Below are 22,528 nucleotides of genomic sequence, written 5' to 3' on the forward strand. Positions count from 1 at the left end.
AGAAGCGGTCAGAATGATTGCTTCTCTTGGGGGGTTTTTAGGTAGAAAAGGTGACGGTGAACCAGGTGTTAAAACTATTTGGTTGGGACTGCGAAGGTTACATGATATCAGCCAGACTTGGAAACTATCTCATCAAATTAGTCCCCCCATAGAACCCCCTTGAGCCATCTGGCACACTTTTCTCTTTTTGTCAAATTTTATGTTAAGAAAGATGTGACTAATGGATAGATCAAGGGGGGCAGGGGGGATCGAACCTAAAATCCATTTTAAATTTAATTATAACCAGCTACTTAACTAGATTTTTTTCCTGTGAATAATTTGGTAACTAGCCGAGGTTTTCGTCCCGAAGAAACAGCTAGTAACATTGATAGATTCAGAGTCTAGCTATTGACTAATAGCTATTCTCGCACGGGGACTCAAGATGCCTTGGCTCTCTTTGGCTCTAAGAATTGAAGCCTTTATCACTTTCTGATAACCCTCAGACCGACTAACTGTATACTAGGCTATAAGATTTGCTTAAAAATCTTCAAACCATGCCGAACTATCGACAGTACAGCGATCGCCAAATATGAATCAAGGCATAGATTTACAAGAAAGTTTCATTAAATCCCTAACAGACTTGGGATTAAGTGGAGGACTGGCTAAAGCGATTTGGATGCCTTTACCCATGTTCCTGATGATTATAGCCGCCACAGTGGGGGTTTTAGTCTGCGTCTGGTTAGAAAGGAAAATTTCCGCCGCCGTCCAACAGCGTATCGGGCCAGAATACGCAGGACCCTTGGGCGTTTTACAACCGGTCGCCGACGGTCTGAAATTAGTCTTTAAAGAAGATGTCGTCCCCGCTAAGGCTGACCCTTGGTTATTCCTCTTTGGGCCGATTTTGGTGGTGATGCCAGTGTTTGTCTCCTACCTCATCGTCCCCTTCGGTCAAAATCTGCTGATTACTGACCTAAACGTAGGGATCTTTTTATGGATTTCCTTGTCCAGTATTGCCCCCATTGGTTTATTAATGGCGGGTTATGCCTCAAATAATAAGTATTCCTTGCTGGGAGGCCTGCGGGCGGCGGCGCAATCGATTAGTTATGAAATTCCCTTGGCTTTATCGGTATTAGCGATTGCGATGATGTCTAATAGTCTCAGTACCATTGATATTGTCGAACAACAATCCGGTTATGGCATTTTAGGCTGGAATATCTGGCGCCAACCGGTGGGTTTTCTGATTTTCTGGATTGCCGCTTTAGCTGAGTGTGAACGTCTGCCTTTCGATTTACCAGAAGCGGAGGAGGAATTAGTCGCCGGTTATCAAACCGAATACGCGGGGATGAAATTCGCTCTCTTTTATGTGGGTTCCTACGTTAACCTGGTGCTGTCGGCCCTAGTTTTCGCCGTCCTCTATCTTGGTGGTTGGGAATTTCCTATCCCCGTCAATGCTTTAGCCGGCTGGTTGGGAGTTAGTGAAACCAATCCCTGGCTACAAATTATCACCGCTTCCCTCGGGATTACGATGACGGTATTAAAAGCCTATTTTCTCATCTTCATCGCCATTCTCTTGCGTTGGACTGTACCCCGGGTTCGCATTGACCAATTACTCGATTTAGGCTGGAAATTCCTCTTACCGGTATCTTTAGTTAACCTACTACTTACCGCCGCCCTAAAACTAGCTTTTCCCTTTGCTTTTGGCGGTTAATTTCCTTTTTTGCCCTGTTAACCTACTATACCTCTGACCATCATGTTTAACATCCTCAAACAAGTCAGCGATTACGCCAAAGGTAGCATTCAAGCGGCGAAATACATCGGCGAAGGTTTATCCGTTACCTTCGATCATATGCGTCGTCGTCCGATTACCGTTCAGTATCCCTACGAAAAGTTAATTCCCTCGGAACGTTATCGGGGTAGAATTCACTTTGAGTTCGATAAATGTATCGCCTGTGAAGTTTGTGTGCGAGTTTGTCCGATTAATTTACCGGTAGTGGATTGGACTTTTAACAAGGAAATTAAAAAGAAAGAACTCAAACACTACAGTATCGATTTTGGGGTCTGTATTTTCTGTGGCAATTGTGTGGAATACTGTCCGACTAATTGTTTGTCCATGACCGAAGAATACGAACTAGCGACCTATGATCGTCATGAATTAAACTATGATAACGTCGCCCTAGGCCGTTTACCCTACAAAGTCACCCAAGACCCGATGGTGACACCTCTGAGGGAATTAGGTTATCTGCCTAAAGGTGTTATCGAACCCCACGATTTACCCGCCGGTAGTCAACGCGCCGGTAAACGTCCGGAAGAAATTACCGATTAATTAGCAGTTAGCTATCAGCCGTCACGGTTTTTAGGTAGGAGAATTGCCAGATTCTGTCTTTTGCCTCTTGCCTGTTGCCTCTTGCCTTCAGAAGCTGATAACTAATAATTAATAACTCTCAAACATAAAAGGAGATGAAACTACTGTGAATTTAGCCGAGGGCGTTCAAATAGTATCTTTTGGCATTTTAGCAGCCCTAGTAATCGGGACAGCTTTAGGCGTGGTACTATTATCTAATATCGTTTATTCCGCCTTTTTATTGGGCGGTGTTTTTATCAGCATTTCCGGTTTATATCTCTTACTAAATGCTGATTTTGTAGCGGCGGCACAAATTCTAATTTATGTGGGTGCGATTAACGTTTTAATTCTCTTTGCTATTATGCTTGTTAACAAGCAAGAGGACTTTTCTGATATTCCTAAACGTTGGATCCGTCAGGCATCTACTGCTTTAGTTTGTGTGGGTTTATTTGTACTGTTATCGACCATGGTTTTAATCACACCTTGGTCAATTTCTACCACTTCTCCCGCCGTTGTGACTAATACTTTAGTAGAAATCGGTAAGCATTTCTTTAGTGATTTCCTGCTACCCTTTGAATTAGCTTCCGTGCTATTATTAATGGCCATGGTCGGAGCAATTATTTTAGCTCGTCGCGACCTTATCCCTACCCTAAAAGCTGAAGAACCTACGGCCACAGCCTTAACATTACCCGAACGACCTAGAGAATTAACCGCCCCTAAATAGGACAAAAGAAAGAGGTATCATGCAGATTCAGTTAGAGTATTATTTGTTATTAGCGGCGGCTTTATTTTGTATCGGAATTTACGGTTTAGTCACCAGTCGCAATGCTGTCCGGGTTTTAATGTCGATCGAATTGATGCTCAATTCTGTTAACATTAACTTAATGGGTTTTTCCAACTATCTTGACCCCGCTAATATCCGAGGCCAAATTTTTACTATTTTCGTGATTACCGTAGCGGCAGCCGAAGCAGCCGTGGGTTTAGCGATTATCCTGACTATCTATCGTAACCGCGACACCATCGATATGGAACAGTTTAACCTGCTCAAATGGTAAGCTTTTAAATATTTACCCCCCCTCTCTCCCTTTTCTGGGGAGAGTTTTTTTTGGTTAATTTTTCCCTGTTAACGGGGATAAATCTCGGTGACAACTCGATCGGGGGAGCTACTGGTAACAACAATGTTATTATCTTCTAAAGTGCCGATCGCTTTATCGCCAGTGAGATTAAATTTTGGTTCCTGTTGTTCATAGATAATATTCCCCTCGGCCTCGACAATTTTTTCCGACATTTTCCAAGTTAAGATCTGACTATACAATTGCGCCCCAGTTTTCTGATTAATTCCCTTAACCCCATCCTTGAGATAAGCGATGCGATTGCCTAATTCCACCACCACACGATTACCAGTAATAGTGATTTGATCTTGATATTGAAAAATTTCCGTGGGGCGATCGGAAGTTAAGGTACGATTTTGATAGTTCCAAATTGCCTGAGAACCAGAAATCTGTAAAGGTGGTTCTAAAGAGCGATATTCGAGGTTTTCTTGCAGGATAACCTGATTATTTTTTCTTTCCCAACGACCGCCGATAGCAGTAAGGCGATCGATAATAGTTTTATTAATATAGCGATCAAAAGCGACTTTTTGATCGGTACTAATGACCTGTTGCGGAATTTCCCAGTACAGGCGCTCGGTTTGCAGGACGACACGGGATTCCTTGGCGGTAGCCACCACTTGACCTTGTAATTCTAGTTTTTCTTGGCGCGTGTCGTAGCGTCCTTGGCGGGCCTTAGCTTCTAGTTGTAGATGACTACCTTTGATCCCTTTGGGGGAGATTAAAATACCTTCCTTGGGTAGCCAACGCAATTCCGGCGCGTTAATAATGGCCTTATTGCGGGGATCTACAGCCACAATATTATCTTTGAGGAGAATTTCCTGGCCTTCCTTGTAAACTTCACCGCGGTCAGCACTAACCTGTAAAACTACTTTCCCCTCTTGATAGATATTACCCTTGATATTTTCCAGACGGGCAATTTTTTGGTCTTGGGTGTAGGTAGCTTTTTTGACTTGAATTTTCCAGAGGGGTTGTCCCGAGGGGTTAGCCTGTTCTAAGGTGGCATTATTGAGAATTAAGCGGCCAGTTTCCTCGATTTTAGGCGATTCTGTCGGCGAAATTGTCGGCGGATCGGGGGGTTGACAGGCCGTTAATCCCAGCAAACCGATGAGGAGGGCAGCCCCGCGCCCAATTGATAGTTTTAAGTGTAACCGCTGCCTCAATTTTGATCGCTCCGCTGCTATTCTCTCTCCTCCCAGTGTAGGGTAAGGGGTCCCCCCTTGACCGGTTGAAAGTAGTTTAATCGCTAGTTTTGCTGGGAAAAACCCCCGGTTGAACGGTGAGAGTTTGTTGTTTACCCCTGCGGTTAATCTCGATTTCCAGATTACCACCGATCGCACTGGTTTCTACACCTTGCTGCACATCGGCGGCGGTTTTAACGGGGTTTCCTGCCACAGTTTCGATAATATCACCCGCTTGCATCCCGGCTTTTTGGGCGGGGGAATTTTCCACCACTCGCAGGACGATTACCCCTTCATTTTGGTCAATATTAAAGTTTAATTCTTTAGTTTCGTTCAATTGCTGCCGTAATTCTGGGGTTAGCGTCACCATGTGGATACCGATGTAGGGATGTTCCGCTTTACCCTTGCTAGATAGCTGTCCCGCCACTTTTTGGGCGGTTTCGATGGGAATGGCAAACCCTAAACCCTGGGCATCGGCCCGAATTGCCGTATTAATGCCGATAACTTCCCCCTTGGCGTTTAGCAACGGGCCGCCGGAATTGCCGGGGTTAATAGCGGCATCGGTTTGGATAAAACGAACCCGTTTATCGGGAACCCCCACTTCGCTGCTAGTGCGTCCTAGGGCGCTAATAATGCCCACTGTCACCGTATTATCTAAGCCTAGGGGATTGCCAATTGCGATCGCCCACTCCCCTGGGATTAAAGTTTCGGCCTTGCCAAAAGTCACCGTCGGTAAATTTTCCGCCTCAATTTTCACCAAGGCCACATCGGTCATATTGTCAACCCCCAGAACTTTACCCTGATAGATTTGACCGTTTTTCAAAGTCACTTTTACTTGGGTTGTCCCTTCCACCACATGGGCATTAGTTAAAAGCAGTCCATCTGTACTAACAATAAACCCAGAACCGGTTCCTCGTTCTAAATGCTCCTTGGGAATCGGCACTTCATTACCAAAAAAGCGCCGAAAAAAGGGCTGTTTAAATTCTTCGGGAATTTGGTCGGCCACTTCCCGGGCCGAGTCAATCCGCACCACCGCCGGCCCGACTTTCTGCACGGCCTGGGCGATAAAATTAACATTGCCGTCGGTTTGGGGAATAACAGGGAGAGAGAGGGAAGCGGGGAGGATTGCCGGCGGTTTATTTACCTCTAGGGGTGCTTTTCTGCTTAAATACTGATTTCCTAGCACACCCACAGTACCACCTAGGGCGAGTAATCCCAGTGAAATCCCCAATCTTGTCAATAAACCCATAAGCTCTAGCCCTAAAATGTGGTGTGCGGTAGAATCGGCCCCAAACTTACCTATATTATAGGCTGTCTTTTTTGTCAGTAGGAAAGAATCAATGGGAACTTACCCCGTTTACGGGTCTTCTTTTAGGGGTAAAATCACGAAACAGCTATAAGAATCTCACTTCATGCAATTGTTTGATCGTATCCGTTTAGGGATAGCCGTAGCGGTGGCTAAAACCGTTACTGCTGTGGTTAAAGGACTCCGTTTAGGGGCTGCCAGCGTCTTGCCGGGGGAAATTGCCCGTCGTCTCCATCCCCGTTTGTTGCCGCTACTTTGTGGGCAAGTCCGAGGGGGGGTAATCTTGGTGGTTGGCACGAATGGAAAAACTACCACTTCCCTACTCCTAAGAACTATTCTAGAGCGTCAGGGGGCAAAAGTCACCCATAATACCACTGGGGCAAATTTAATTAATGGTTTAATCACTGCTTTATTAGCCGATGCCAATTTATTCGGCACTTTAAAGGCTGATTATGCCATTTTAGAAGTGGATGAAAATATTCTCCCTTTGGTTTTAAAAGATTGTCGTCCTCGCGCTATTTTAGCTCTTAATTTGTTTCGCGATCAACTCGATCGCTATGGGGAAGTGGATACGATTAGTCGCCGTTGGCAAGGAGCCATATCTCCCCTACCCACCGATACTTTAGTGATTCTCAATGCTGATGATCCGACTCTTTCCCATTTGGGTCAACAACTGCCCCAAAGAGTTGTATATTTTGGCTTAAGTGAGCCAGAATTATATCTAGAAGAAATTCCCCACGCTGTCGATTCTATTTACTGTCCTAAATGTGGTGCTTCTTTGGATTATCGCGGGGTTTATCTCTCCCATTTAGGGGATTTTAGTTGTCCTAGTTGTGGCTTTAAAAAGAGTAGTCCTGCTTTTCATAGTCACGATTGGCCGCAGATATTAATCGGTGTTTATAATAAATATAATACTTTGGCTGCGGGTTTAGTAGCCCAGGAATTGGGGATTAAAGATCGAGAAATTTTTGAGACAGTTCAGGGTTTTAAAGCGGCTTTTGGTCGAGCGGAAGAATTAGAAATTGAGGGTAAAAAAGTTAGAATTTTACTGTCCAAAAATCCCGTGGGTATGAATGAAACAATTCGCGCAGTGGCTGATATTTTACAGAAAGAAAAGTCTTCTACTACTCTCTTAGTTCTCAATGATCGCATCCCCGACGGGACGGATGTTTCTTGGATTTGGGATGTGGATACGGAAAAATTAACCCGTTTGGGAACAACTTTAGTGGTAACAGGTGATCGACTTTATGACATGGCTTTGCGCTTACAATATAGTCAGGATAGTCTCGCTTATCCCGTTAATTTAGTTGTTGAATCCGATCTGAAAAAAGCGATCCAAATTGCCCTTAAGAACACCAAAAATGAGGAAACTTTACATATTTTACCCACCTATTCTGCTATGTTAGAAGTAAGAGAGATTCTCACAGGTCGAAAGATTTTGTAGAAATTAGAAAAGAGTGAAGATTAGTGTTAGGTGTTGGGGTGTTAGTTGAATTCCCCCATTTCCCCATTTCCCCATTCCCCCATTTCCCCATTTCCCCATTTCCCCATTTCCCCATTCCCCCATTCCCCCATTTCCCCATTTCCCCATTTCCTAATCCACTAAAAAATTATGCAAGAACTAGAACTAAAAATCGGCTGGTTATATCCGACCTTAATGAGTACCTACGGCGATCGAGGTAATGTTATTACTATCCAAAGAAGATGTCAATGGCGTGATATTGCTGTGACAATTATTCCCCTAGATGCTCAAACAGAAGCCGAGACATTTTATCAAGTAGATATAATTGTTGGGGGTGGGGCGCAGGATCGGCAACAGGAGATCGTTATGCGGGATTTACAGGGGAAAAAAGCGGCGGCGATGAAAGAACAATTATCGGCAGGAATACCGGGGGTTTTTACCTGTGGTTCCCCACAATTATTAGGGCATTATTACGAACCAGCTTTCGGTCAAAGAATCGAAGGATTAGGATTATTAGACCTAGTAAGTAAACATCCTGGTCCCAATGCAAAACGCTGTATCGGTAACGTGGTTTTTGAAATTACTGCCTCTCCCTTAGCGGAGGAAATTAAAGCTATGACAGGGGAAAAACCGCTAGTAATTGGCTTTGAAAATCACGGGGGTCGTACCTATTTACAGACCGTTTCTCCTTTAGGAAAGGTGATTACTGGCTACGGAAATAACGGAGAGGACGGTTATGAAGGAGCATTTTACCACAATGCGATCGCTACCTATGCCCACGGTCCCCTACTACCCAAAAATCCCTTTTTAGCCGATTGGTTAATCCAAAAAGCTTTAGAACAAAAGTATCAAAAACCGATTTTTTTAACAAAACTTGATGATTCTCTGGCCCTGAAAGCAAGATTTGCCATGTTTGAACGACTAGAACTAACCGGCGTGACCAATAAAGCCTAAACTGGTCATATACACTTATGGCAGGAGATAGTCAAACTAGCCATTAAGAATTTTAATTCTGGCAGCTTATGAAATTATGACTGGAAAAATTATCGATCGTCAAACGGCGGGGTTTCTCGTCATCATCATCCCCCTAGCGGTGCTAATCATCCTTGTTTTTACCGCTTGGCCATTGATCCTACTTGTCTTCCTCTTAACTCTGGCAGTCAAGGTGTGGCAAGACTATCGCTGGTCAAAATTATCGACGGTGATTAACCCCTATTTCAATCAACTTTTACAGGACAATCAAGGTTGTCTCACCCCGATTGACCTATCGGCAAAAGCCAATCTCACGGCCAAATTAGCCAGACAATTTTTAGACAGAAAAGCTGAGGAATTTGGAGCGCAAAAAAAAGCTGTAGGCGATAAGGGTATGGCCTATTACTTTATCACCGCCAGTACCCTGGGTAGTATTTTTGATGAGAGTGACCCCTCTTTAGAAGAAATAGAGGAAAAACAAGTTCCTGCGATTACTGCCTCGAGATCCCCTCTGACCAATTTAGAGCCATCGCAGGAGGCTAAATCCCCCCTGATTGTGGCCGAGAAAAGCGAAAATTCTGTCCCGGAGGTTCCTGTTATTTCCTCCTCCCAACCTCTGACTAATTTAGGTAAATTATTTGAGGAAAAAGAGGAAGAAAATACCGCAGCAATCGCTGTTCAAGAAACGGTAATTCAAGAACCGGAGGAGATAATTAATCCTAGTTTGAACAGTTCTGCCAGTTCTTTGTTCCAGTCAGAAGCAGAAGTTAGGGAAGAATCACTAACCTCTGTATCTGAAACCATCTCATCGATGAGTTTGGCGGATTTGGCTAAACGTTTAGGAGTTACCCCAGCCGTTTTGGGTAGAAACAAGAAAAATAAATCCGAAACAGAATTCGCCGATTGGAGTCGCATCAGAGATCCCGATGGTATTGCTTGGAAATTTGACGCAAAAAACTCCCTATTTTTGGCCAACTGATAGGTAATTTGTTTGGTTTTCTAGACAGGCTCTCTGCCTGTCTTTTTTGGCTCTACGTCCTACCCTCAATCCCATAGATGGTTGCTTCAGATTGCTTGAGGATATTGGAAATCATCACCGACCACAAATCTGGCGGTTGTATCAGTAACAGGATAGGTTTTAACGTAAATGAGACAACCTGTTGTTGAGGAAGGACTGTAGGGGCAATTGGGGGGGTATCTTAGCCAACTGCCTACTGGATAACTACCCAATTCATCCTTCCAGGTACCTTCAACGAATGTTATTTTTCTGGATAAATTTCTGCACGGCAGTCAGATCGGGACTATATTGGGCCTCGATCAAGTCGATATATCTTTGGCGAAGTTTTTCATAGAATAACAAGTTATAGGGTTCTAAGCAGTCTCGAAAGCCAGTAAAATTAAAGAGAGTAAACAAGGAATCGTGAAAGAGCGAAGTAAGTAATAGATAAAGGCCAGAAAAGAGGGTTTAAAAAGCCCCTCGGAGTACCGGAACCTAAATCATCTTTTAACCACAGATTTTGATTGAGAAATAGTGTAGAGATAAATCCAGCCAAAGGTACGGGCAGAATTTGTAGGGAGACTCGATAGCAATAAATGGTAGATATTAAACCTAGGGCGATCGGTAGGAGCTTATTAAAAACTATGGCGTTTATCCCCACCATTGACATCAATTTATAAAGACTTGCTAAGGCCGAAGGAGTCGCCCATTGATAATAGTTCATCAGGAAATCATCGGGAAAAAGCCCTGAATCGGAGAAGCGCATCATCCAAACGATACTACGGCGTCCGTCATCCTGAATACTGTACTCGCTACCGAAAGCGATTTGTAAGAATAAGATACTGTACAAAATAGAGAATACGATGCTGAGACTGAACCAGAAGGTTCTGGAAAGCATCAATTCTCTTAGAGGAGTTAAATCTAAAAAATACGAGTTCTTTGTCTGCATAATCTTCTGTAAAGTTTCTAAAAAGATTTTTACTCTAGTCCTTGCCATTCCGCTCGACACCAATTACAGAAAGTAGTAATTCCCTGTTCTATGTTAATAGAGGGAGAAAAACCTAGTCCTTGTAACTTGGCGATCGAAGCCTGCCATCGAAGAGGATTGCCAGGAGTTGACGTCCCGTCAAAATTGATCGGATACTCTACCCCCATAGCTCGTAAAACCAGTTCGGCGATCTCGGAAATTTTCCACTCCTCCCCGTTAGCTAGATTATATACTTCCCCACGCATAGGAGCGGAATGAATCACAATTTCTGTAGCTCTCGCAATATCGACGGCATGAATAAAATCTCTACTTTCTTGACCTGTACCCTGTAAAGTTAATCGATTCTGGCTCAAAATTTTCTGACAGATATCCCAAATTACCTGACGGCGTAATCCTGGTCCGTAAGCGGAAAAAATTCGTAAACTAGCTGTGGGAATACTGTAAATTTTAGAAAATTCTAAACAAAGATTTTCGCTATAGAATTTATGAAATCCATAGGGAGACAGAGGAGAAGAACCTTGCGATTCTTCTATCGGTAAAGAACTTGGATTTCCGTAAACAGCCGCACTGGACAAAAAGATAAATCGACACCTAGGAGCGTAAAGGCGTAAGGCGTTTAGCATCTCGAAAGTTACTAGGGTATTCGCGTAGAAATCTGCCGATGGTTCGCTCATCGAAAGACCGACTGAAGCGCGTCCAGCACAATGAATACAGGCATCGGGAGAGTATTGATCGAGCAAGGTATTTAATTCATCTTTGCTGGGTAACCTAAAAGAATAATAATGTTTCAGAATTCCACTCGGTGCATTTTCAGGCGACGAGGTGTCTATGCCGATTACTTGCCAGCCACGCTGATAGAAATGCCTAGCGATATATCGACCTAAAAACCCAGCAACTCCTGTTATCAAAACAAATTTTCTGTTCATGATCTCTTAGGCAACTTTTTCTAGACTCAGTTCCAGTATTTAATAATTTTTAGAATTCGAGTCACTGATGAAGCTTAAGAATTCTTCGGCGACGATCGACCAATCAAAAGTCTGATTAGCCCGCTCAACACACCATCGGGATACGGGCAGCCATTCCCAATAATCCATATCTCCATATCGCTCGATCTTATCCGCTAATTCGTTCAAGTTAGGGTTGGCGATCCAACCGATGCCGAATTGAGTGACTACGTTCACGGTTCCGTTATCAGGATACAATACGGTGAGAGTTGGTGTACCTGCAGCCGACCCTTCCGCACAAACCACGGGAAATCCCTCTCGCCGAGACGGTAGGACTAATAAACTCGCCTGTTTGAGAAAATTCTCTTTGTCGACTTCATCTACAGTCCCATGAATAGTAATGTTATTGCTGCCATCGTAGTGTTTTTTGAGTTCGCTATATAAAGGCCCCCCTCCTACGATGTCGAGGTAATAACCTTGAGTATTTAAGGATTTTTTTAGAAAAGCTTTAATGACTAACTCGGGGTTTTTATGCTTGGCGAGCCTACCTAAAAATAAAATTTTCTTATTTTGCTTTTTGTCAATATTGCAGGTGAACTTTCGAGAATCTATGCCACTCAGAATGGCTCTAGTTCTTCGAGGGATTACTTTGTACTTTTCCTGAAGAATATCACAAATTTTTTGATTCACACAGATGTGTAACATTTCTCTACGAGAGGTAATTAAACGATAAATAAAGTCCCAAAAACGATTGTCATATATCTCACACCAATCTACCACGAACTTATTGTTAATAAAGCTCGGTAACACAAGAGAAGGGATGACTGGCCATTTGTTGAAGAGAACAATATCGAAATCTTCTAGTTCTTTTTTACGCTGTAACAATGCGAGAGTGAAAAAAAGAACATCTGGATAGTTTCGTAATCCCCAAATGCTGGTAAAGTAACGGAAAGCATTAGTGATTCTATGGACGATGATGCCGTGAATATTTTCTTGAACTGGATCGGATTTGTTTAAGCGAAAGGTGTACAATTCGACTTGGTGACCCATCTTTACTAGGGTACGACCTAATTCTTTATATCGAATTTCCATTCCGCCAATATTTGGCAAGAATACTTCCGAGATAATCGCTATTTTCATCGGTTACTTAAAACTCCATTTTTTATGTAGTATAAAATTATAGAACAGAGAAATTAGAGAAACTAAAACACTCGCAATTAGGTAATTTACTCGAAAAGCTTCTACCATAACATAAACACCAATTATAGCAAAGAACAAACTAGATGAATTGACTAAATAATATCGCCATATCTCGAACCCAAAATTTCTTTTTTTACTATTAAAAGTATAAAGTTTATTAATAGAAAAAGTTAGTAAATTACTAAAAAACCAAGCGACTTGCCAAGATATTATGTAATGTAATTTTAGCTTTTCTGTGAGCAAATAAATTATCAATATCGACGAAATATATCCCAAGGAACCCACTAATACAAATCGCAAGAACTTCCAGCTATAAATGTCTCGCAACAACCAATTTTTTCTCTTTTTCATTTACTTTATAATTTTCCCTTTTGAGCAGTAGCGACTAACTCATCACCTAGATTTGTAATCTTTAGACCTACGTTGGTAACTCGAATTAGCTGTAAAAATAGAGAGGAATCGGTCAAGGTTGAGCGAACATTTGCGTAGTCCTTTATATCTCCAGTATTGTTGGATGTTGTTCGAGAAAGAAAACGAGTCCATTCTCGCAAGTAAATCATACATGACCAACACATTATACCTGTAAAATGCTGATTTTTTAAGGCTTGCCGCATCCCCTTACTCGTAAAAAAGGTTAGGTGTTCTGGTGGCATGACAGTTAGGGATTTTTCTTTAAAGAAGCGCATCGAAATTCCCTGTTGATTCACCGTTCCTATAATGACAATTCCTCCAGGTTTAAGTAAGGAAAAAATTCGTTCTAAAACCATCGGAACATTACTAAGATGTTCGATCACGTCCCAGAGGGTAATGACCGAATAGGAATTCTCGGCTAAAGGAGTTTCTAAAAAGTCGGAAGTATAAATTTTGGCACCAGTTAACTGACCTGCAATATCGGCAATTTCAGGAATTACTTCAATTCCTTCCACATCCCACCAGCCCATTTTTTGAGCGAAACGCAAAAATTCACCACTACCACATCCAATATCTAAAAGTCTTCCAGAACCAGCCTTATTTCTAGCGACTTGTAAAGTATGTTTCCATAAATCCCAGCTATGTTTATGGGACTCTTGCCAACAGGATTGAGACAGATGGTTTCCCTGCTCGAGTCGATAAAATTCGAGCAGTTCAGCCGAACTAGGTCGGGGATAAACATACAGGGAACCGCAATCACAGCAAGCAAAATGAGCATACCCGTTTTTAACAAAAGCGAGACGTGACCGATCACTATCACATAATTGACAGATCGCTTTCATTTTTTAATTACTCCTTAGACGCTACAGTTCGAGATATATTTTAATTTCTAGCAGACAACGGTTTAAATTTATCGTTCTGATCGATCGAGAGAAAATCCTAGATTTCTAGATGCTCACTTGACCTTCTGACTCTGGGAGTGACAAAAGACAATTTCAATCAATTACCCTGAGCCACTGTAGTATAACATGATTTCCAGAACGATTCAGATTATTCAGTCAATTCCCCCATAATATTTGTTTAATTTATGAAAGATGAAGTTGGGTAATTTTCACCATCAATAGTTAGGTAAGTCCCTTGAGTATTTTGATCCTTCTTAACAGGAAAACCAAAAAGATGGATAGCAGTAATATTGTCAGAAAAGTCAGACTGTTTTCTAGCTTTGCAGGTAAACTTGGCCAAAGGTTGTTCCATAGTCGGTTGAAGTAGTTGACTGGGTATATAAAATTAAAATGTATACAGTAAATCCCCAGGGAATAACTCGAAATAAGCAGCAGGAAACCTTGAGGTTTATGTTTTATTTTTAAGGACAGGTATAAAATCAAAGAGCTTCCTATAACCAAAGAGATTCGGGAGTATGGCGGCAGCAAGAATTGAGCTTTCGGATCATATAGCCATAACCACTCTACAATAGATAGCAGGATGAATAGAATCGAAAACGATATGCTAATCGTCCTTGTTTTTGTTGTGGAGGCAAGAAACATCCTATTTTTACTAAATTCATAAATAATTAAAGATGAGAATATATAAGGTATAAAGTTCAAGGGATTCCAGTAATCAAATTTATATATATACAGGAGAGACGAAGACAATAGTAGTAAAATCAACTGTAATTTGAGAGATTTTTTTGTTTCTCTAAAAACAAATTGATTCAAAAAAACTAAAGAGGTGATTAGGATTAAAGATACCAAGAAATATAGTTCGATTCGGATTCCACCTCGCAATAACCACATGATCGATCCGACAAGCCCTCGGGAAAAGGGGAAAGTTATCCTGCCACCCAGAATATATATCGCAATCGCTCCGAGAATCGTCCAAAAAAAATATATTTTTAATAACTGCGGAACTTTTCTATTCTTGATATATTGAAAGCTTGCGCCTTTACTATAGGTCAAAAATAGAGAAATTTGAAAGAAAATGGGAACCGACAATAGACAAAAGTTATAATAAAAAACACGGGTAAGTTCTCTTATAAACTCGAAAGATAGTAAAAAGTCTAATCCTCCAGAATGCCACAGAACGACTAACACACAGGCAATTCCTCGAAGATAATCAAAGCCACTATATCGATAATTTTCCATGTCATTGATTTAAAGATAAGTTATTGATTTTGTACTCCGACATGATCGAGGGAAGGAAAAGCGGGCGGAAATAGCACATAGGAGGTTATAAGCGGTATGTAATAGCTAAACGTGAAGTGAATCGATCACCGCAACTGAATGGATAGTGCGGTAATCCGTTCGCCCATATTCTTTTAGATCTTCCGAGCCAAAATCATCAATCCTCCCATTAATTCCACCTTTCTAGAATCATGTTTATCTAGATTAAAGCTCAGCAAGTTAGCGAGAATACGGGCTAAAAACCAAGGCATTTTAGCACTCGCTTTTCTAACTCCCAAAGAGCGCTGAATTTCGATCGGCTGTTTACTGCGTTTCATCAATCCGTAAATGATACCTGACGTATAACGGGCGATTGTTTCCCATCTTCTTACTTCGCTGGCGGTCTGATATTCTGTAGCCCGTTCAATTTGAAGACCATGAGGAAGAAGATGATTTTCCCAATCTTTTACACTCCAATATCGCAGGCAGGCAAAGCGCTCGTCCACTTCCCGTCTATATTCTTCCAGAGAAACCCACGGTAACACAGGGCCGCCCAAACATTGGTGAAATTTATCTCCTGGCACGGTTAACAAAAATTGACCACCAGGCCTTAATAGTCTAGACACTTCCGCGATCACATCATCTAGATTAGGTATATGTTCTAAAACTGAGTTGGAAAATACCCAATCAAAACAGGAATCTTTTTCGGGAATTTGATCGGCGGGAGTAATGTGAATTCGTTCGTAAATTCCTGATTTTTCGGCTAAAGCCGCTTCTTGAGGGTCTATATCTATACCGACCATGCTTCTTGTCCCGACAGATTCTAAAATGATTTGGGTCAGTTGTCCGTCACCACAACCGAGATCGAGACCAAATCCCTCGGGAAAGGGATAGGCTATCACATGATCTATTTCTGTCGCTCTCCAGACAGCAGTTGCGGGCTGAAAGGGATAATCGTGTAGAAATCTCCTCAACAATTTTTTGTTAATAGTCATAATTACTACCTGGACTAAAGGTTAGCTTAATAATTGCCTTGTCGTGCCGATTATATCACAAGAGGATTTTTAGTAAATTACTAACCTTGAAATAACCTCAATGCAAGACTTCTGGGGATAGTTGTTGATAGTTTTAATGGAGTTGGACAGCATTGATTAGGCTGAATAGGAGTGGTTTTCTCCGGTTGAGGACAAATTGCTTTCTCTTACAGCCTTTCTGGTTAAAGTGAAGCACGGAATAATCCTTGCTAATCAGGTATTTCAGATGCCAGAACGAACCTCATGTATCTGAGAAACGCTCTATCCTCTCTTTAGTCCCAAAACACTTAAGAAAAAACTAGAAAAAATCACCTGTACTCCCAAGGCTAGAGCGGTTACGGAAGGAATGACAATCCGCATGGTCACGGCAGGGTCTAAGGCTCCATAAAGTTGTGCATTCCAAGTATATAAAGCATACACCGAACCGCCTATACCTAGTAAAAATAAAATTACGCCAATGATCAATCCCACCTCCAGATTAATATAACGTAAAAATCGTCTTAATTTTCGGTCTTCTGGTAATAAACCTTCGCTGATAGCAAAAGCTTTTGTGAAGATGGCAAAACTGACAATTTGAAAGCCAATAATCAAAGCTGTGGCTGAATAAAGAAGGGTGTGAACTTTCGGTTGAGGAATAAACCAAATCGTCGCCACAAATCCCAGAAACATTAAAGCCAGTCCGGGGTAGAGAAACAACCAACGAGGACTATACATTAACAGAAATCGGAGATGTCGCCAGCCATCGCGCCAAGTTTTTAGGTGGGGGGGACGACTGCGACCGTCAGGGGATAAAGTGGTTGGTACTTCGGTAATTTTCAGACCGTAGAGGGATGCTTTCACCACCATCTCGCTGGCGAATTCCATGCCAGTGGTGCGTAGGTTCAATTGTTCGATCGCCCGTTTACTAAACCCGCGCAATCCACAGTGAAAATCACCACAGGGACTACCAAAAAATAACCGTCCTAACCAAGTCAAGACAGGATTGCCCAGATACTTATGCAATACCGGCATCGCCCCTGGTTTAATTCCCCCCTGAAAACGATTGCCCATCACCAAATCGTAACCCTGTCGCAATTTTTCTAGGAAAGGCGAGAGATTGGTGAAGTCATAGCTATCATCGGCATCCCCCATAATAATGTATTGACCTTTGGCCGCCGCTATACCCCCCCGCAGGGCGCTACCATAACCCCTTTCTGGGATAGGAACCACCCGCGCCCCGGAATTAGTGGCAATTTCCTGGGAACCATCGCTACTGCCATTATCGGCGATTAGCACCTCTCCCGCAATTTTGTGTCGTTCCAGATAATCTCGTGCTTTGCCGATACAGGTGGCCAAGGTTTCCGCCTCGTTGAGACAGGGCATGACGATCGATAATTCTAAAGTAGGTATCTGCTCCTTAGAGGCGGCATCTGCCATGACCTGATTTTCCAGCATAATAATCGCGGTGGATTCGTTTTGCCCAAGAGTATAACAGGTTATGTACAGCAATGTCCCAAATTGTTAGCAGACAATCTGCTTAGGGACTTGCGTGGGAATAATATCCCAATCGATCGGAGGGCGCAAGCTTTGCGCCCCTACAGTAACGGATTTTGTCCACAATGTAGGGGCGAACTGCGTTCGCCCAAAAGGTACATTATCAAAGCGCAGGTCCCTTATTCTTTTTCCTCTGAGCGGCAATCTATATCTAAAATTAGATGGCGATCGCTCTGCTGGATTCTCTGACCTTCTTTATTGGGCAATTTAACCCAAATTTTCCAGCAACTGAAATTCTGATGCTATCCTCGCCATCCCACCTAATTATTTGCTAGAATTCACGGCCAAATCTCCTTAACCCGAACTGACGCTACATTTGCTCAAAAGCTATCTGCTTGGCACTGAATTTTTGATGCGTCCGGGACGCATCCCACAGCCAAATATCGCCAATTTCCCCCTAGGCTTTAGGTCTTAAATAAACTAGAGACTGTTGCCAAATTAAAGTGGGTTTATCGTAGTGATCGACTAGGTATAGACAGTTAGCATCTTGCCAAAGGATGCGACCAACGAGGAGATCATCGGTGCTTAACTTAATTTCTACTTCCCGTTTCTCTTGAATATAGCTCTGTACTTGTTTAATACTCGGCAGACCAGGATCGAATTGAGACATAATGAGTTTATCGATGAGGTGTTTATCCTCTATTATTCCTGTTGAGTAGCTTTTATTGACGATGAAAATCCCCTTCACCAAATATCAAGGCCTGGGCAATGATTTTATTTTGATAGATAACCGTCACAGTCCCGAACCCCTGATCACACCAGAAATGGCCGTGGCTATGTGCGATCGACATTTTGGCATCGGTGCCGATGGCGTGATTTTTGCGCTTCCCGGCCAAGCAGCAACCGACTACACCATGAGAATTTTCAACTCTGATGGTTCGGAACCGGAAATGTGTGGTAACGGTATTCGCTGTCTAGCCCAATTTATCGCCCGTTTAGAGGCTAACAACACCATTGGCCGCACCTATCGTATTCATACTCTAGCAGGAACGATTATTCCTCGTTTAGAAGCCAATGAACAGGTAACGGTTGATATGGGACCGCCGCAATTACTAGCCAGTGAAATCCCCACCACTTTAGTCGAGGGGTCTGAAAAAATCCTCGCGGTTCCCCTAGAGGTGGAGGGCAAAGATTGGTTAGTTACTTGCGTTAGTATGGGTAATCCCCACTGTGTCACTTTTGTGGATGATCTGGCCTCTATTCCCCTAGAAACTATCGGACCCAAATTTGAGCATCATCCGGTTTTTCCCCAACGGACTAATGTGGAGTTTGTGGAGGTAATCGCGCCAGATTATATGAAGATGCGTGTCTGGGAAAGAGGAGCGGGAATTACTCTCGCTTGCGGTACCGGTGCTTGTGCTGTGGTGGTGGCTGCCCTATTAACGGGCAAATGCGATCGCCGTTGTACCGTGGAACTCCCCGGTGGTTGTCTTCAGATTCACTGGTCGCAAACCGATAACCGGGTTTACATGACAGGTCCTGCTAAAGCTGTTTTTGAGGGCATTTACTTGGTCTAAACCAACCCGCTAGGACGGGGACTGAACTCCCCGAACAGCGCGACGGGATTGTTGATTCTTAGAGACTGGTAATCCAAGCAATAATTCCTTTACCGGTTAACAATTCAATGGCTAAAAGAGAGACAAAGCCAATCATGGCTAGTCTGCCATTCAATTTTTCAGCGTTTTTGGTAAAACCGAGACTGCTGGAACTATCAACGTACATTTTCGGTTCGACAGCAAAATTATTCAGTCTTCCTTGTTCTTCGGTGGTGTAGCCGCGGGCAGTCATGGGGAGGCTCCTTTTGTATGCTTTATGTTAAGAAGTGTAACACATTGTTAAGTTATGTTGCAAATTTTAACAAAAAATTTTTGGGGACTCAGAAAACCTCGATCGGGTAGGCTGTCAGGGTAGTGCTGTAGTTCTACCTTATCTGGGTTTATTGACGAAATTTTGCTTTTTCCTTGACAAATTACTCAGATTATGGTAGCAAAGAGGTGTAAGCTTGATCGCCCAATCAAGGGAAAGACAAAAACTATCTTAAGGCCGCCAGAGGAGTGCCGTTAAACCGCGTAGGGGTTAGCGGGGGATAAATTGCCACCAAAAGCGAACCCGACGTTAGGGAGTTAACTAACCTTGAGTGAAGATACTAGAAAGGGTAAGTGTGGGGAGAATAGGGGAAAACCGCTAGGAAAAACCCGAATAAAATCTTAAGATACGGAGTGCCTAGTAGCCGTAACGATTGCGCTCACTGTTTTTGTAAATTCTATGGCAGAGATTAGCCCAGAGATCAACCTCATGCAGATAGCGACTATACTCAACCAATATCGATTTGAAATGAGAGGATATAAAGCGCAAGAATTAATCGAGCGCTGGTTGCCCACCTATTCGCTAAATTGGATTCGCATGGCAATTTTAGAGGCACTCTATCAGGGACGTTACAAAGTCATTTCGGTGGAGGAAATCCTCAAAATTTGGCGGCGCCGCGGCCATCCTACCTTTCATTTTACGGGGGAATTCGAGCGCTTGGTTTGTAAAAACTTGCCAGATTCCCAGTTAAATGGCAAAAAAACAGCAGTTATCCCTAAACAGGAACAGGTCAATATACCTTCCCCCACCCTTGAGCGGCCTTATCCAGAGTCACAAGCGGAAGTCACGGGTAAAGATTCTTTACTAAACTTAGAAGCTTCTCTTTTTGATGATCCTCGTAAAGGGATGAGTGATGTGGAGGAATTATTCTCGCAGTTAACCCCAGAAACGCCCAAATTCCCTGAATTAGAATCAGTGCCTAAATCGCCTAACAGCCATGGAACTAGGGAGAATTTTTCGGCTAATTTTAAGCCGGTAATCGATGAGTTTATCCCTTTGTTAGACCCTTCGGAATTATATCCCAAATTAAAAGCTGTGGCTCGCTCCCAGTCTAAGTAGGGTTGGCTGAAAAAGTTTTTCCTAGGGGCAGGGTGTGGGGTGTGGGGTGTGGGGTGGTGGGGTACTGACAGCAATTAATTCCCCGCCCCAAGAAAAAAAAATCGCCTTGACGATTAGAATAGAGTTAACTTTTCCCCTCAAGGCTCTGCTCAATTAACTAGCATTATGACATCCTCCTATTTTGGTCTAGAAACCGAAGAAAATAAACTAATTAACTCTAATAATCTCTCGTTCGCCGCTTCTCTTGGTATTCATGGCCTAATTTTAGCGATTATCTTACCTAATTTCCTCAATAATCCAGCGCAGGAGCAAAAAAAGGAATTACGCAACGTCAATCTGATTGAATTGAACCCTCTAGAGCAGTCACGTCTTCCCAGTCTTGACCCCTCCCTGTCCAGCTTACCGGAACTGCCTAACCTTAATTCCTCCTCTTCCTCTTTGCCGCCTCTCCCCTCCATGGACGGCATCCATAACAGCACCTTACCTCCTTTACCCGCGGTTTCTTCCCTTCCCCCCTTACCTTCCTTACCTGCTTTACCTCCCCTCTCCTCTTTACCCTCTGTCAATATCTATTCTCCTCCGGTGGCATCTATCCCCTCCCCGGGTAGATTACCGATTCCTCGCAATTTTCCCACTTCTACCCCCAGTTTACCTGGTCCTCCTGCTGTTCCTCCCCTGCCGGACAATAATAATCTACCTAGGGAGACTAATAACCAGCAGGTGCGGCCTGACTTCGATCCCTACCAAGATAATCTAACTTTAGATAGATTGCGAAATTCGCCTCTTAGTGCATCGCAACAGGCGCAGCAACAATTAAACAATTCCTTGGCCCGCACGTCGGAGCCGAATGGTCAATCGCCCCTCGACGAACAGCGTCGTCAACAATTAATGTGGGAAATGCGGGAACGTTTGCGCTCCCTAGAGGCGGACAAAAGCAATACCAGTAACGAGGAGGCCATGAGAAATCAGGTGGATTGGCTGGCCAGAGTCCAAAAAACCAATCCTAACGCCTTAAATGAACTAAATCAGCCCAATCAGGGCAGCGGAGGCATAACTACCGTCAATTTGACTGGTAACTATCCCGCCACGGCTTGTTCCCGTCAATTAGCGGGGACGGCGGTTTATGGCGTGACGGTGGATGGTCAAGGCCGCCTCAGCAGTGAACCCCAGTTAATTAAAAGTGCCGGCTTCCCGATTTTCAATCAACAGGGGGCTAGGGAAGTGCGCTTAACTCGCTTTAATAATCCCAGTGGTGAGTCGAGAATCTATCAGGTGCGAGTCAGTTTTGCCCCTAACCCGGAAGTGTGCCGAGGTGCGATCGCTAATCCCCCAAAACCAGAGGGTAGTAACCTCAATACGCGTAACTCCCCCCCCGTAACGCCGGCAATTGAAACCCCGCTTCGTCCCAATCAAACCCCGCAACCCGCCGTTAGCCCCCAACCGGATAACGTCAAGCAGCCCGAAACCACAGGGCCAAATCCAGTCCAAACCCAGCCAGAACCGCCCAAAGAAGCAATAATCGAGGAAAAAGCCCCAGAAACTTCTTCTCAAACCCCCGCTCTCAATCAGCCGGAGGTTTCCCCCGCCAGTCCCCCCACTAGCCAAAATCCTCAACCCCTGGGCGAGGAAGCTTTGCCTCCCGGTCCGCCGGCGGAAGCTAAAACTGAACCAGAAAGTTAGGCCTTTTCAGTTATCAGTTATCAGTTATCAGTTATCAGTTATCAGTTATCAGTTATCAGTTATCAGATGTGAGTTTTAAGTTCACTGATTACTGAAAAAAACTCTCATCTTCCTAGTCAATAATTCGATCCCCCCTTAGTCCCCCCTTAATAAGCTGTCCTTTAGTCACATCTTTCTTAACATTTCAAACCTTTGTAGCACAAGGCTTTCAAGACTCGGTTAACAATCTGTAATATTCCTTGTTGACACCCTTACTGACAAAGAAAAAACTGAAATCAAGTCAGGATAAGGGTTGGAGTGCTTACTG

Annotated in this window: 23 protein-coding genes; 11 read left to right on the plus strand and 12 right to left on the minus strand. The window is 43.3% G+C overall.

Going from position 1 to position 22,528, the window contains the following annotated elements; translation table 11 throughout:
- From ACE1AQ_RS20985 to nuoK, 5 genes are all read left to right on the plus strand, one after another.
- Positions 1 to 163, plus strand: a 163-nt coding sequence (locus ACE1AQ_RS20985) for an IS4 family transposase (protein WP_374809162.1), incomplete at its 5' end; no start/stop codon positions are given.
- Positions 164 to 568: 405 nt separating this feature from the next.
- Positions 569 to 1,687 (plus strand): NADH-quinone oxidoreductase subunit NuoH, encoded by a 1,119-nt coding sequence (gene nuoH, locus ACE1AQ_RS20990; protein ID WP_002734266.1) that lies wholly within the window; start codon positions 569 to 571, stop codon positions 1,685 to 1,687.
- A 42-nt stretch (positions 1,688 to 1,729) separates the two neighbouring features.
- Positions 1,730 to 2,302 carry an NAD(P)H-quinone oxidoreductase subunit I gene (gene ndhI, locus ACE1AQ_RS20995; protein ID WP_002733194.1) on the plus strand — a complete coding sequence of 191 codons (573 nt, stop codon included), beginning with the start codon at positions 1,730 to 1,732 and terminating at the stop codon, positions 2,300 to 2,302.
- 145 nt (positions 2,303 to 2,447) lie between these two features.
- Entirely contained in the window at positions 2,448 to 3,044 is a 597-nt protein-coding gene (locus ACE1AQ_RS21000) for an NADH-quinone oxidoreductase subunit J (protein WP_008203498.1), read from the plus strand.
- A gap of 25 nt (positions 3,045 to 3,069) precedes the next feature.
- Positions 3,070 to 3,375, plus strand: a complete 306-nt coding sequence (gene nuoK, locus ACE1AQ_RS21005; RefSeq protein ID WP_197533180.1) for an NADH-quinone oxidoreductase subunit NuoK — start codon at positions 3,070 to 3,072, stop codon at positions 3,373 to 3,375.
- Positions 3,376 to 3,443: 68 nt separating this feature from the next.
- Here nuoK and lptC read toward each other — a convergent pair whose 3' ends face one another.
- On the minus strand, positions 3,444 to 4,592 hold the full coding sequence (gene lptC / locus ACE1AQ_RS21010; protein WP_106909357.1) for an LPS export ABC transporter periplasmic protein LptC: 1,149 nt from the start codon (positions 4,590 to 4,592) through the stop codon (positions 3,444 to 3,446).
- A 76-nt stretch (positions 4,593 to 4,668) separates the two neighbouring features.
- Positions 4,669 to 5,859 (minus strand): HhoA/HhoB/HtrA family serine endopeptidase, encoded by a 1,191-nt coding sequence (locus tag ACE1AQ_RS21015; protein WP_008203502.1) that lies wholly within the window; start codon positions 5,857 to 5,859, stop codon positions 4,669 to 4,671.
- 163 nt (positions 5,860 to 6,022) lie between these two features.
- On the opposite strand from ACE1AQ_RS21015, the gene ACE1AQ_RS21020 reads away from it, so the two are divergent.
- The 3 genes from ACE1AQ_RS21020 to ACE1AQ_RS21030 all read left to right on the plus strand — a co-directional run bounded on the left by ACE1AQ_RS21020 (position 6,023) and on the right by ACE1AQ_RS21030 (position 9,329).
- Positions 6,023 to 7,360 (plus strand): Mur ligase family protein, encoded by a 1,338-nt coding sequence (locus ACE1AQ_RS21020; RefSeq protein WP_008203504.1) that lies wholly within the window; start codon positions 6,023 to 6,025, stop codon positions 7,358 to 7,360.
- A gap of 168 nt (positions 7,361 to 7,528) precedes the next feature.
- Entirely contained in the window at positions 7,529 to 8,332 is an 804-nt protein-coding gene (locus ACE1AQ_RS21025) for a type 1 glutamine amidotransferase (RefSeq protein ID WP_008203505.1), read from the plus strand.
- Positions 8,333 to 8,408: 76 nt separating this feature from the next.
- On the plus strand, positions 8,409 to 9,329 hold the full coding sequence (locus tag ACE1AQ_RS21030; RefSeq protein ID WP_008203506.1) for a hypothetical protein: 921 nt from the start codon (positions 8,409 to 8,411) through the stop codon (positions 9,327 to 9,329).
- A gap of 418 nt (positions 9,330 to 9,747) precedes the next feature.
- Here the strand turns inward: ACE1AQ_RS21030 and ACE1AQ_RS21035 are convergent, their stop codons facing one another.
- The 9 genes from ACE1AQ_RS21035 to ACE1AQ_RS21075 all read right to left on the minus strand — a co-directional run bounded on the left by ACE1AQ_RS21035 (position 9,748) and on the right by ACE1AQ_RS21075 (position 18,226).
- Positions 9,748 to 10,245, minus strand: coding sequence for a hypothetical protein (locus ACE1AQ_RS21035; RefSeq protein WP_149037218.1), 498 nt, complete (start codon positions 10,243 to 10,245; stop codon positions 9,748 to 9,750).
- 80 nt (positions 10,246 to 10,325) lie between these two features.
- Positions 10,326 to 11,261, minus strand: coding sequence for an NAD(P)-dependent oxidoreductase (locus ACE1AQ_RS21040; protein ID WP_110545555.1), 936 nt, complete (start codon positions 11,259 to 11,261; stop codon positions 10,326 to 10,328).
- A gap of 39 nt (positions 11,262 to 11,300) precedes the next feature.
- On the minus strand, positions 11,301 to 12,419 hold the full coding sequence (locus tag ACE1AQ_RS21045; protein WP_110545558.1) for a glycosyltransferase family 4 protein: 1,119 nt from the start codon (positions 12,417 to 12,419) through the stop codon (positions 11,301 to 11,303).
- Between the two features lie 3 nt (positions 12,420 to 12,422).
- The gene (locus ACE1AQ_RS21050; protein WP_061430411.1) at positions 12,423 to 12,830 is read right to left on the minus strand and encodes a GtrA family protein; all 408 of its coding nucleotides are present in this window, start codon (positions 12,828 to 12,830) and stop codon (positions 12,423 to 12,425) included.
- 5 nt (positions 12,831 to 12,835) lie between these two features.
- Entirely contained in the window at positions 12,836 to 13,732 is an 897-nt protein-coding gene (locus ACE1AQ_RS21055) for a class I SAM-dependent methyltransferase (protein ID WP_110545561.1), read from the minus strand.
- Positions 13,733 to 14,014: 282 nt separating this feature from the next.
- Positions 14,015 to 15,031 (minus strand): acyltransferase, encoded by a 1,017-nt coding sequence (locus ACE1AQ_RS21060; protein ID WP_110545563.1) that lies wholly within the window; start codon positions 15,029 to 15,031, stop codon positions 14,015 to 14,017.
- A gap of 173 nt (positions 15,032 to 15,204) precedes the next feature.
- A complete protein-coding gene (locus ACE1AQ_RS21065) occupies positions 15,205 to 16,044 on the minus strand; it encodes a bifunctional 2-polyprenyl-6-hydroxyphenol methylase/3-demethylubiquinol 3-O-methyltransferase UbiG (protein ID WP_110545566.1) in 840 nt (279 codons plus the stop codon).
- Between the two features lie 300 nt (positions 16,045 to 16,344).
- A complete protein-coding gene (locus ACE1AQ_RS21070; RefSeq protein WP_110545569.1) occupies positions 16,345 to 17,517 on the minus strand; it encodes a glycosyltransferase family 2 protein in 1,173 nt (390 codons plus the stop codon).
- Between the two features lie 496 nt (positions 17,518 to 18,013).
- On the minus strand, positions 18,014 to 18,226 hold the full coding sequence (locus ACE1AQ_RS21075) for a hypothetical protein (protein WP_002733331.1): 213 nt from the start codon (positions 18,224 to 18,226) through the stop codon (positions 18,014 to 18,016).
- A 61-nt stretch (positions 18,227 to 18,287) separates the two neighbouring features.
- Between ACE1AQ_RS21075 and dapF the strand changes: the two genes are divergently transcribed.
- Positions 18,288 to 19,133 (plus strand): diaminopimelate epimerase, encoded by an 846-nt coding sequence (gene dapF / locus ACE1AQ_RS21080; RefSeq protein ID WP_106909364.1) that lies wholly within the window; start codon positions 18,288 to 18,290, stop codon positions 19,131 to 19,133.
- A gap of 58 nt (positions 19,134 to 19,191) precedes the next feature.
- On the opposite strand, the gene ACE1AQ_RS21085 is transcribed toward dapF, so the two are convergent.
- A complete protein-coding gene (locus ACE1AQ_RS21085; RefSeq protein WP_002756687.1) occupies positions 19,192 to 19,404 on the minus strand; it encodes a chlorophyll a/b-binding protein in 213 nt (70 codons plus the stop codon).
- 477 nt (positions 19,405 to 19,881) lie between these two features.
- On the opposite strand from ACE1AQ_RS21085, the gene ACE1AQ_RS21090 reads away from it, so the two are divergent.
- Positions 19,882 to 20,541 carry a hypothetical protein gene (locus tag ACE1AQ_RS21090; RefSeq protein WP_110545572.1) on the plus strand — a complete coding sequence of 220 codons (660 nt, stop codon included), beginning with the start codon at positions 19,882 to 19,884 and terminating at the stop codon, positions 20,539 to 20,541.
- Positions 20,542 to 20,706: 165 nt separating this feature from the next.
- The gene (locus tag ACE1AQ_RS21095) at positions 20,707 to 22,221 is read left to right on the plus strand and encodes an energy transducer TonB (protein ID WP_110545574.1); all 1,515 of its coding nucleotides are present in this window, start codon (positions 20,707 to 20,709) and stop codon (positions 22,219 to 22,221) included.
- Positions 22,222 to 22,528: the final 307 nt, after the last annotated feature.

Origin of the sequence: Microcystis sp. BLCC-F209, assembly GCF_041928595.1 — a bacterium.
Classification (GTDB): Bacteria; Cyanobacteriota; Cyanobacteriia; order Cyanobacteriales; family Microcystaceae; genus Microcystis.

Coding starts and splice junctions, on each gene's coding strand:
- nuoH (WP_002734266.1), top strand. CDS start 569: ATGAATCAAGGCATAGATTTACAAGAAAGTTTCATTAAATCCCTAACA.
- ndhI (WP_002733194.1), top strand. CDS start 1,730: ATGTTTAACATCCTCAAACAAGTCAGCGATTACGCCAAAGGTAGCATT.
- ACE1AQ_RS21015 (WP_008203502.1), bottom strand. CDS start 5,859: ATGGGTTTATTGACAAGATTGGGGATTTCACTGGGATTACTCGCCCTA.
- ACE1AQ_RS21020 (WP_008203504.1), top strand. CDS start 6,023: ATGCAATTGTTTGATCGTATCCGTTTAGGGATAGCCGTAGCGGTGGCT.
- ACE1AQ_RS21025 (WP_008203505.1), top strand. CDS start 7,529: ATGCAAGAACTAGAACTAAAAATCGGCTGGTTATATCCGACCTTAATG.
- ACE1AQ_RS21030 (WP_008203506.1), top strand. CDS start 8,409: ATGACTGGAAAAATTATCGATCGTCAAACGGCGGGGTTTCTCGTCATC.
- ACE1AQ_RS21035 (WP_149037218.1), bottom strand. CDS start 10,245: ATGCTTTCCAGAACCTTCTGGTTCAGTCTCAGCATCGTATTCTCTATT.
- ACE1AQ_RS21040 (WP_110545555.1), bottom strand. CDS start 11,261: ATGAACAGAAAATTTGTTTTGATAACAGGAGTTGCTGGGTTTTTAGGT.
- ACE1AQ_RS21045 (WP_110545558.1), bottom strand. CDS start 12,419: ATGAAAATAGCGATTATCTCGGAAGTATTCTTGCCAAATATTGGCGGA.
- ACE1AQ_RS21050 (WP_061430411.1), bottom strand. CDS start 12,830: ATGAAAAAGAGAAAAAATTGGTTGTTGCGAGACATTTATAGCTGGAAG.
- ACE1AQ_RS21055 (WP_110545561.1), bottom strand. CDS start 13,732: ATGAAAGCGATCTGTCAATTATGTGATAGTGATCGGTCACGTCTCGCT.
- ACE1AQ_RS21060 (WP_110545563.1), bottom strand. CDS start 15,031: ATGGAAAATTATCGATATAGTGGCTTTGATTATCTTCGAGGAATTGCC.
- ACE1AQ_RS21065 (WP_110545566.1), bottom strand. CDS start 16,044: ATGACTATTAACAAAAAATTGTTGAGGAGATTTCTACACGATTATCCC.
- ACE1AQ_RS21070 (WP_110545569.1), bottom strand. CDS start 17,517: ATGCTGGAAAATCAGGTCATGGCAGATGCCGCCTCTAAGGAGCAGATA.
- ACE1AQ_RS21075 (WP_002733331.1), bottom strand. CDS start 18,226: ATGTCTCAATTCGATCCTGGTCTGCCGAGTATTAAACAAGTACAGAGC.
- dapF (WP_106909364.1), top strand. CDS start 18,288: ATGAAAATCCCCTTCACCAAATATCAAGGCCTGGGCAATGATTTTATT.
- ACE1AQ_RS21085 (WP_002756687.1), bottom strand. CDS start 19,404: ATGACTGCCCGCGGCTACACCACCGAAGAACAAGGAAGACTGAATAAT.
- ACE1AQ_RS21090 (WP_110545572.1), top strand. CDS start 19,882: ATGGCAGAGATTAGCCCAGAGATCAACCTCATGCAGATAGCGACTATA.
- ACE1AQ_RS21095 (WP_110545574.1), top strand. CDS start 20,707: ATGACATCCTCCTATTTTGGTCTAGAAACCGAAGAAAATAAACTAATT.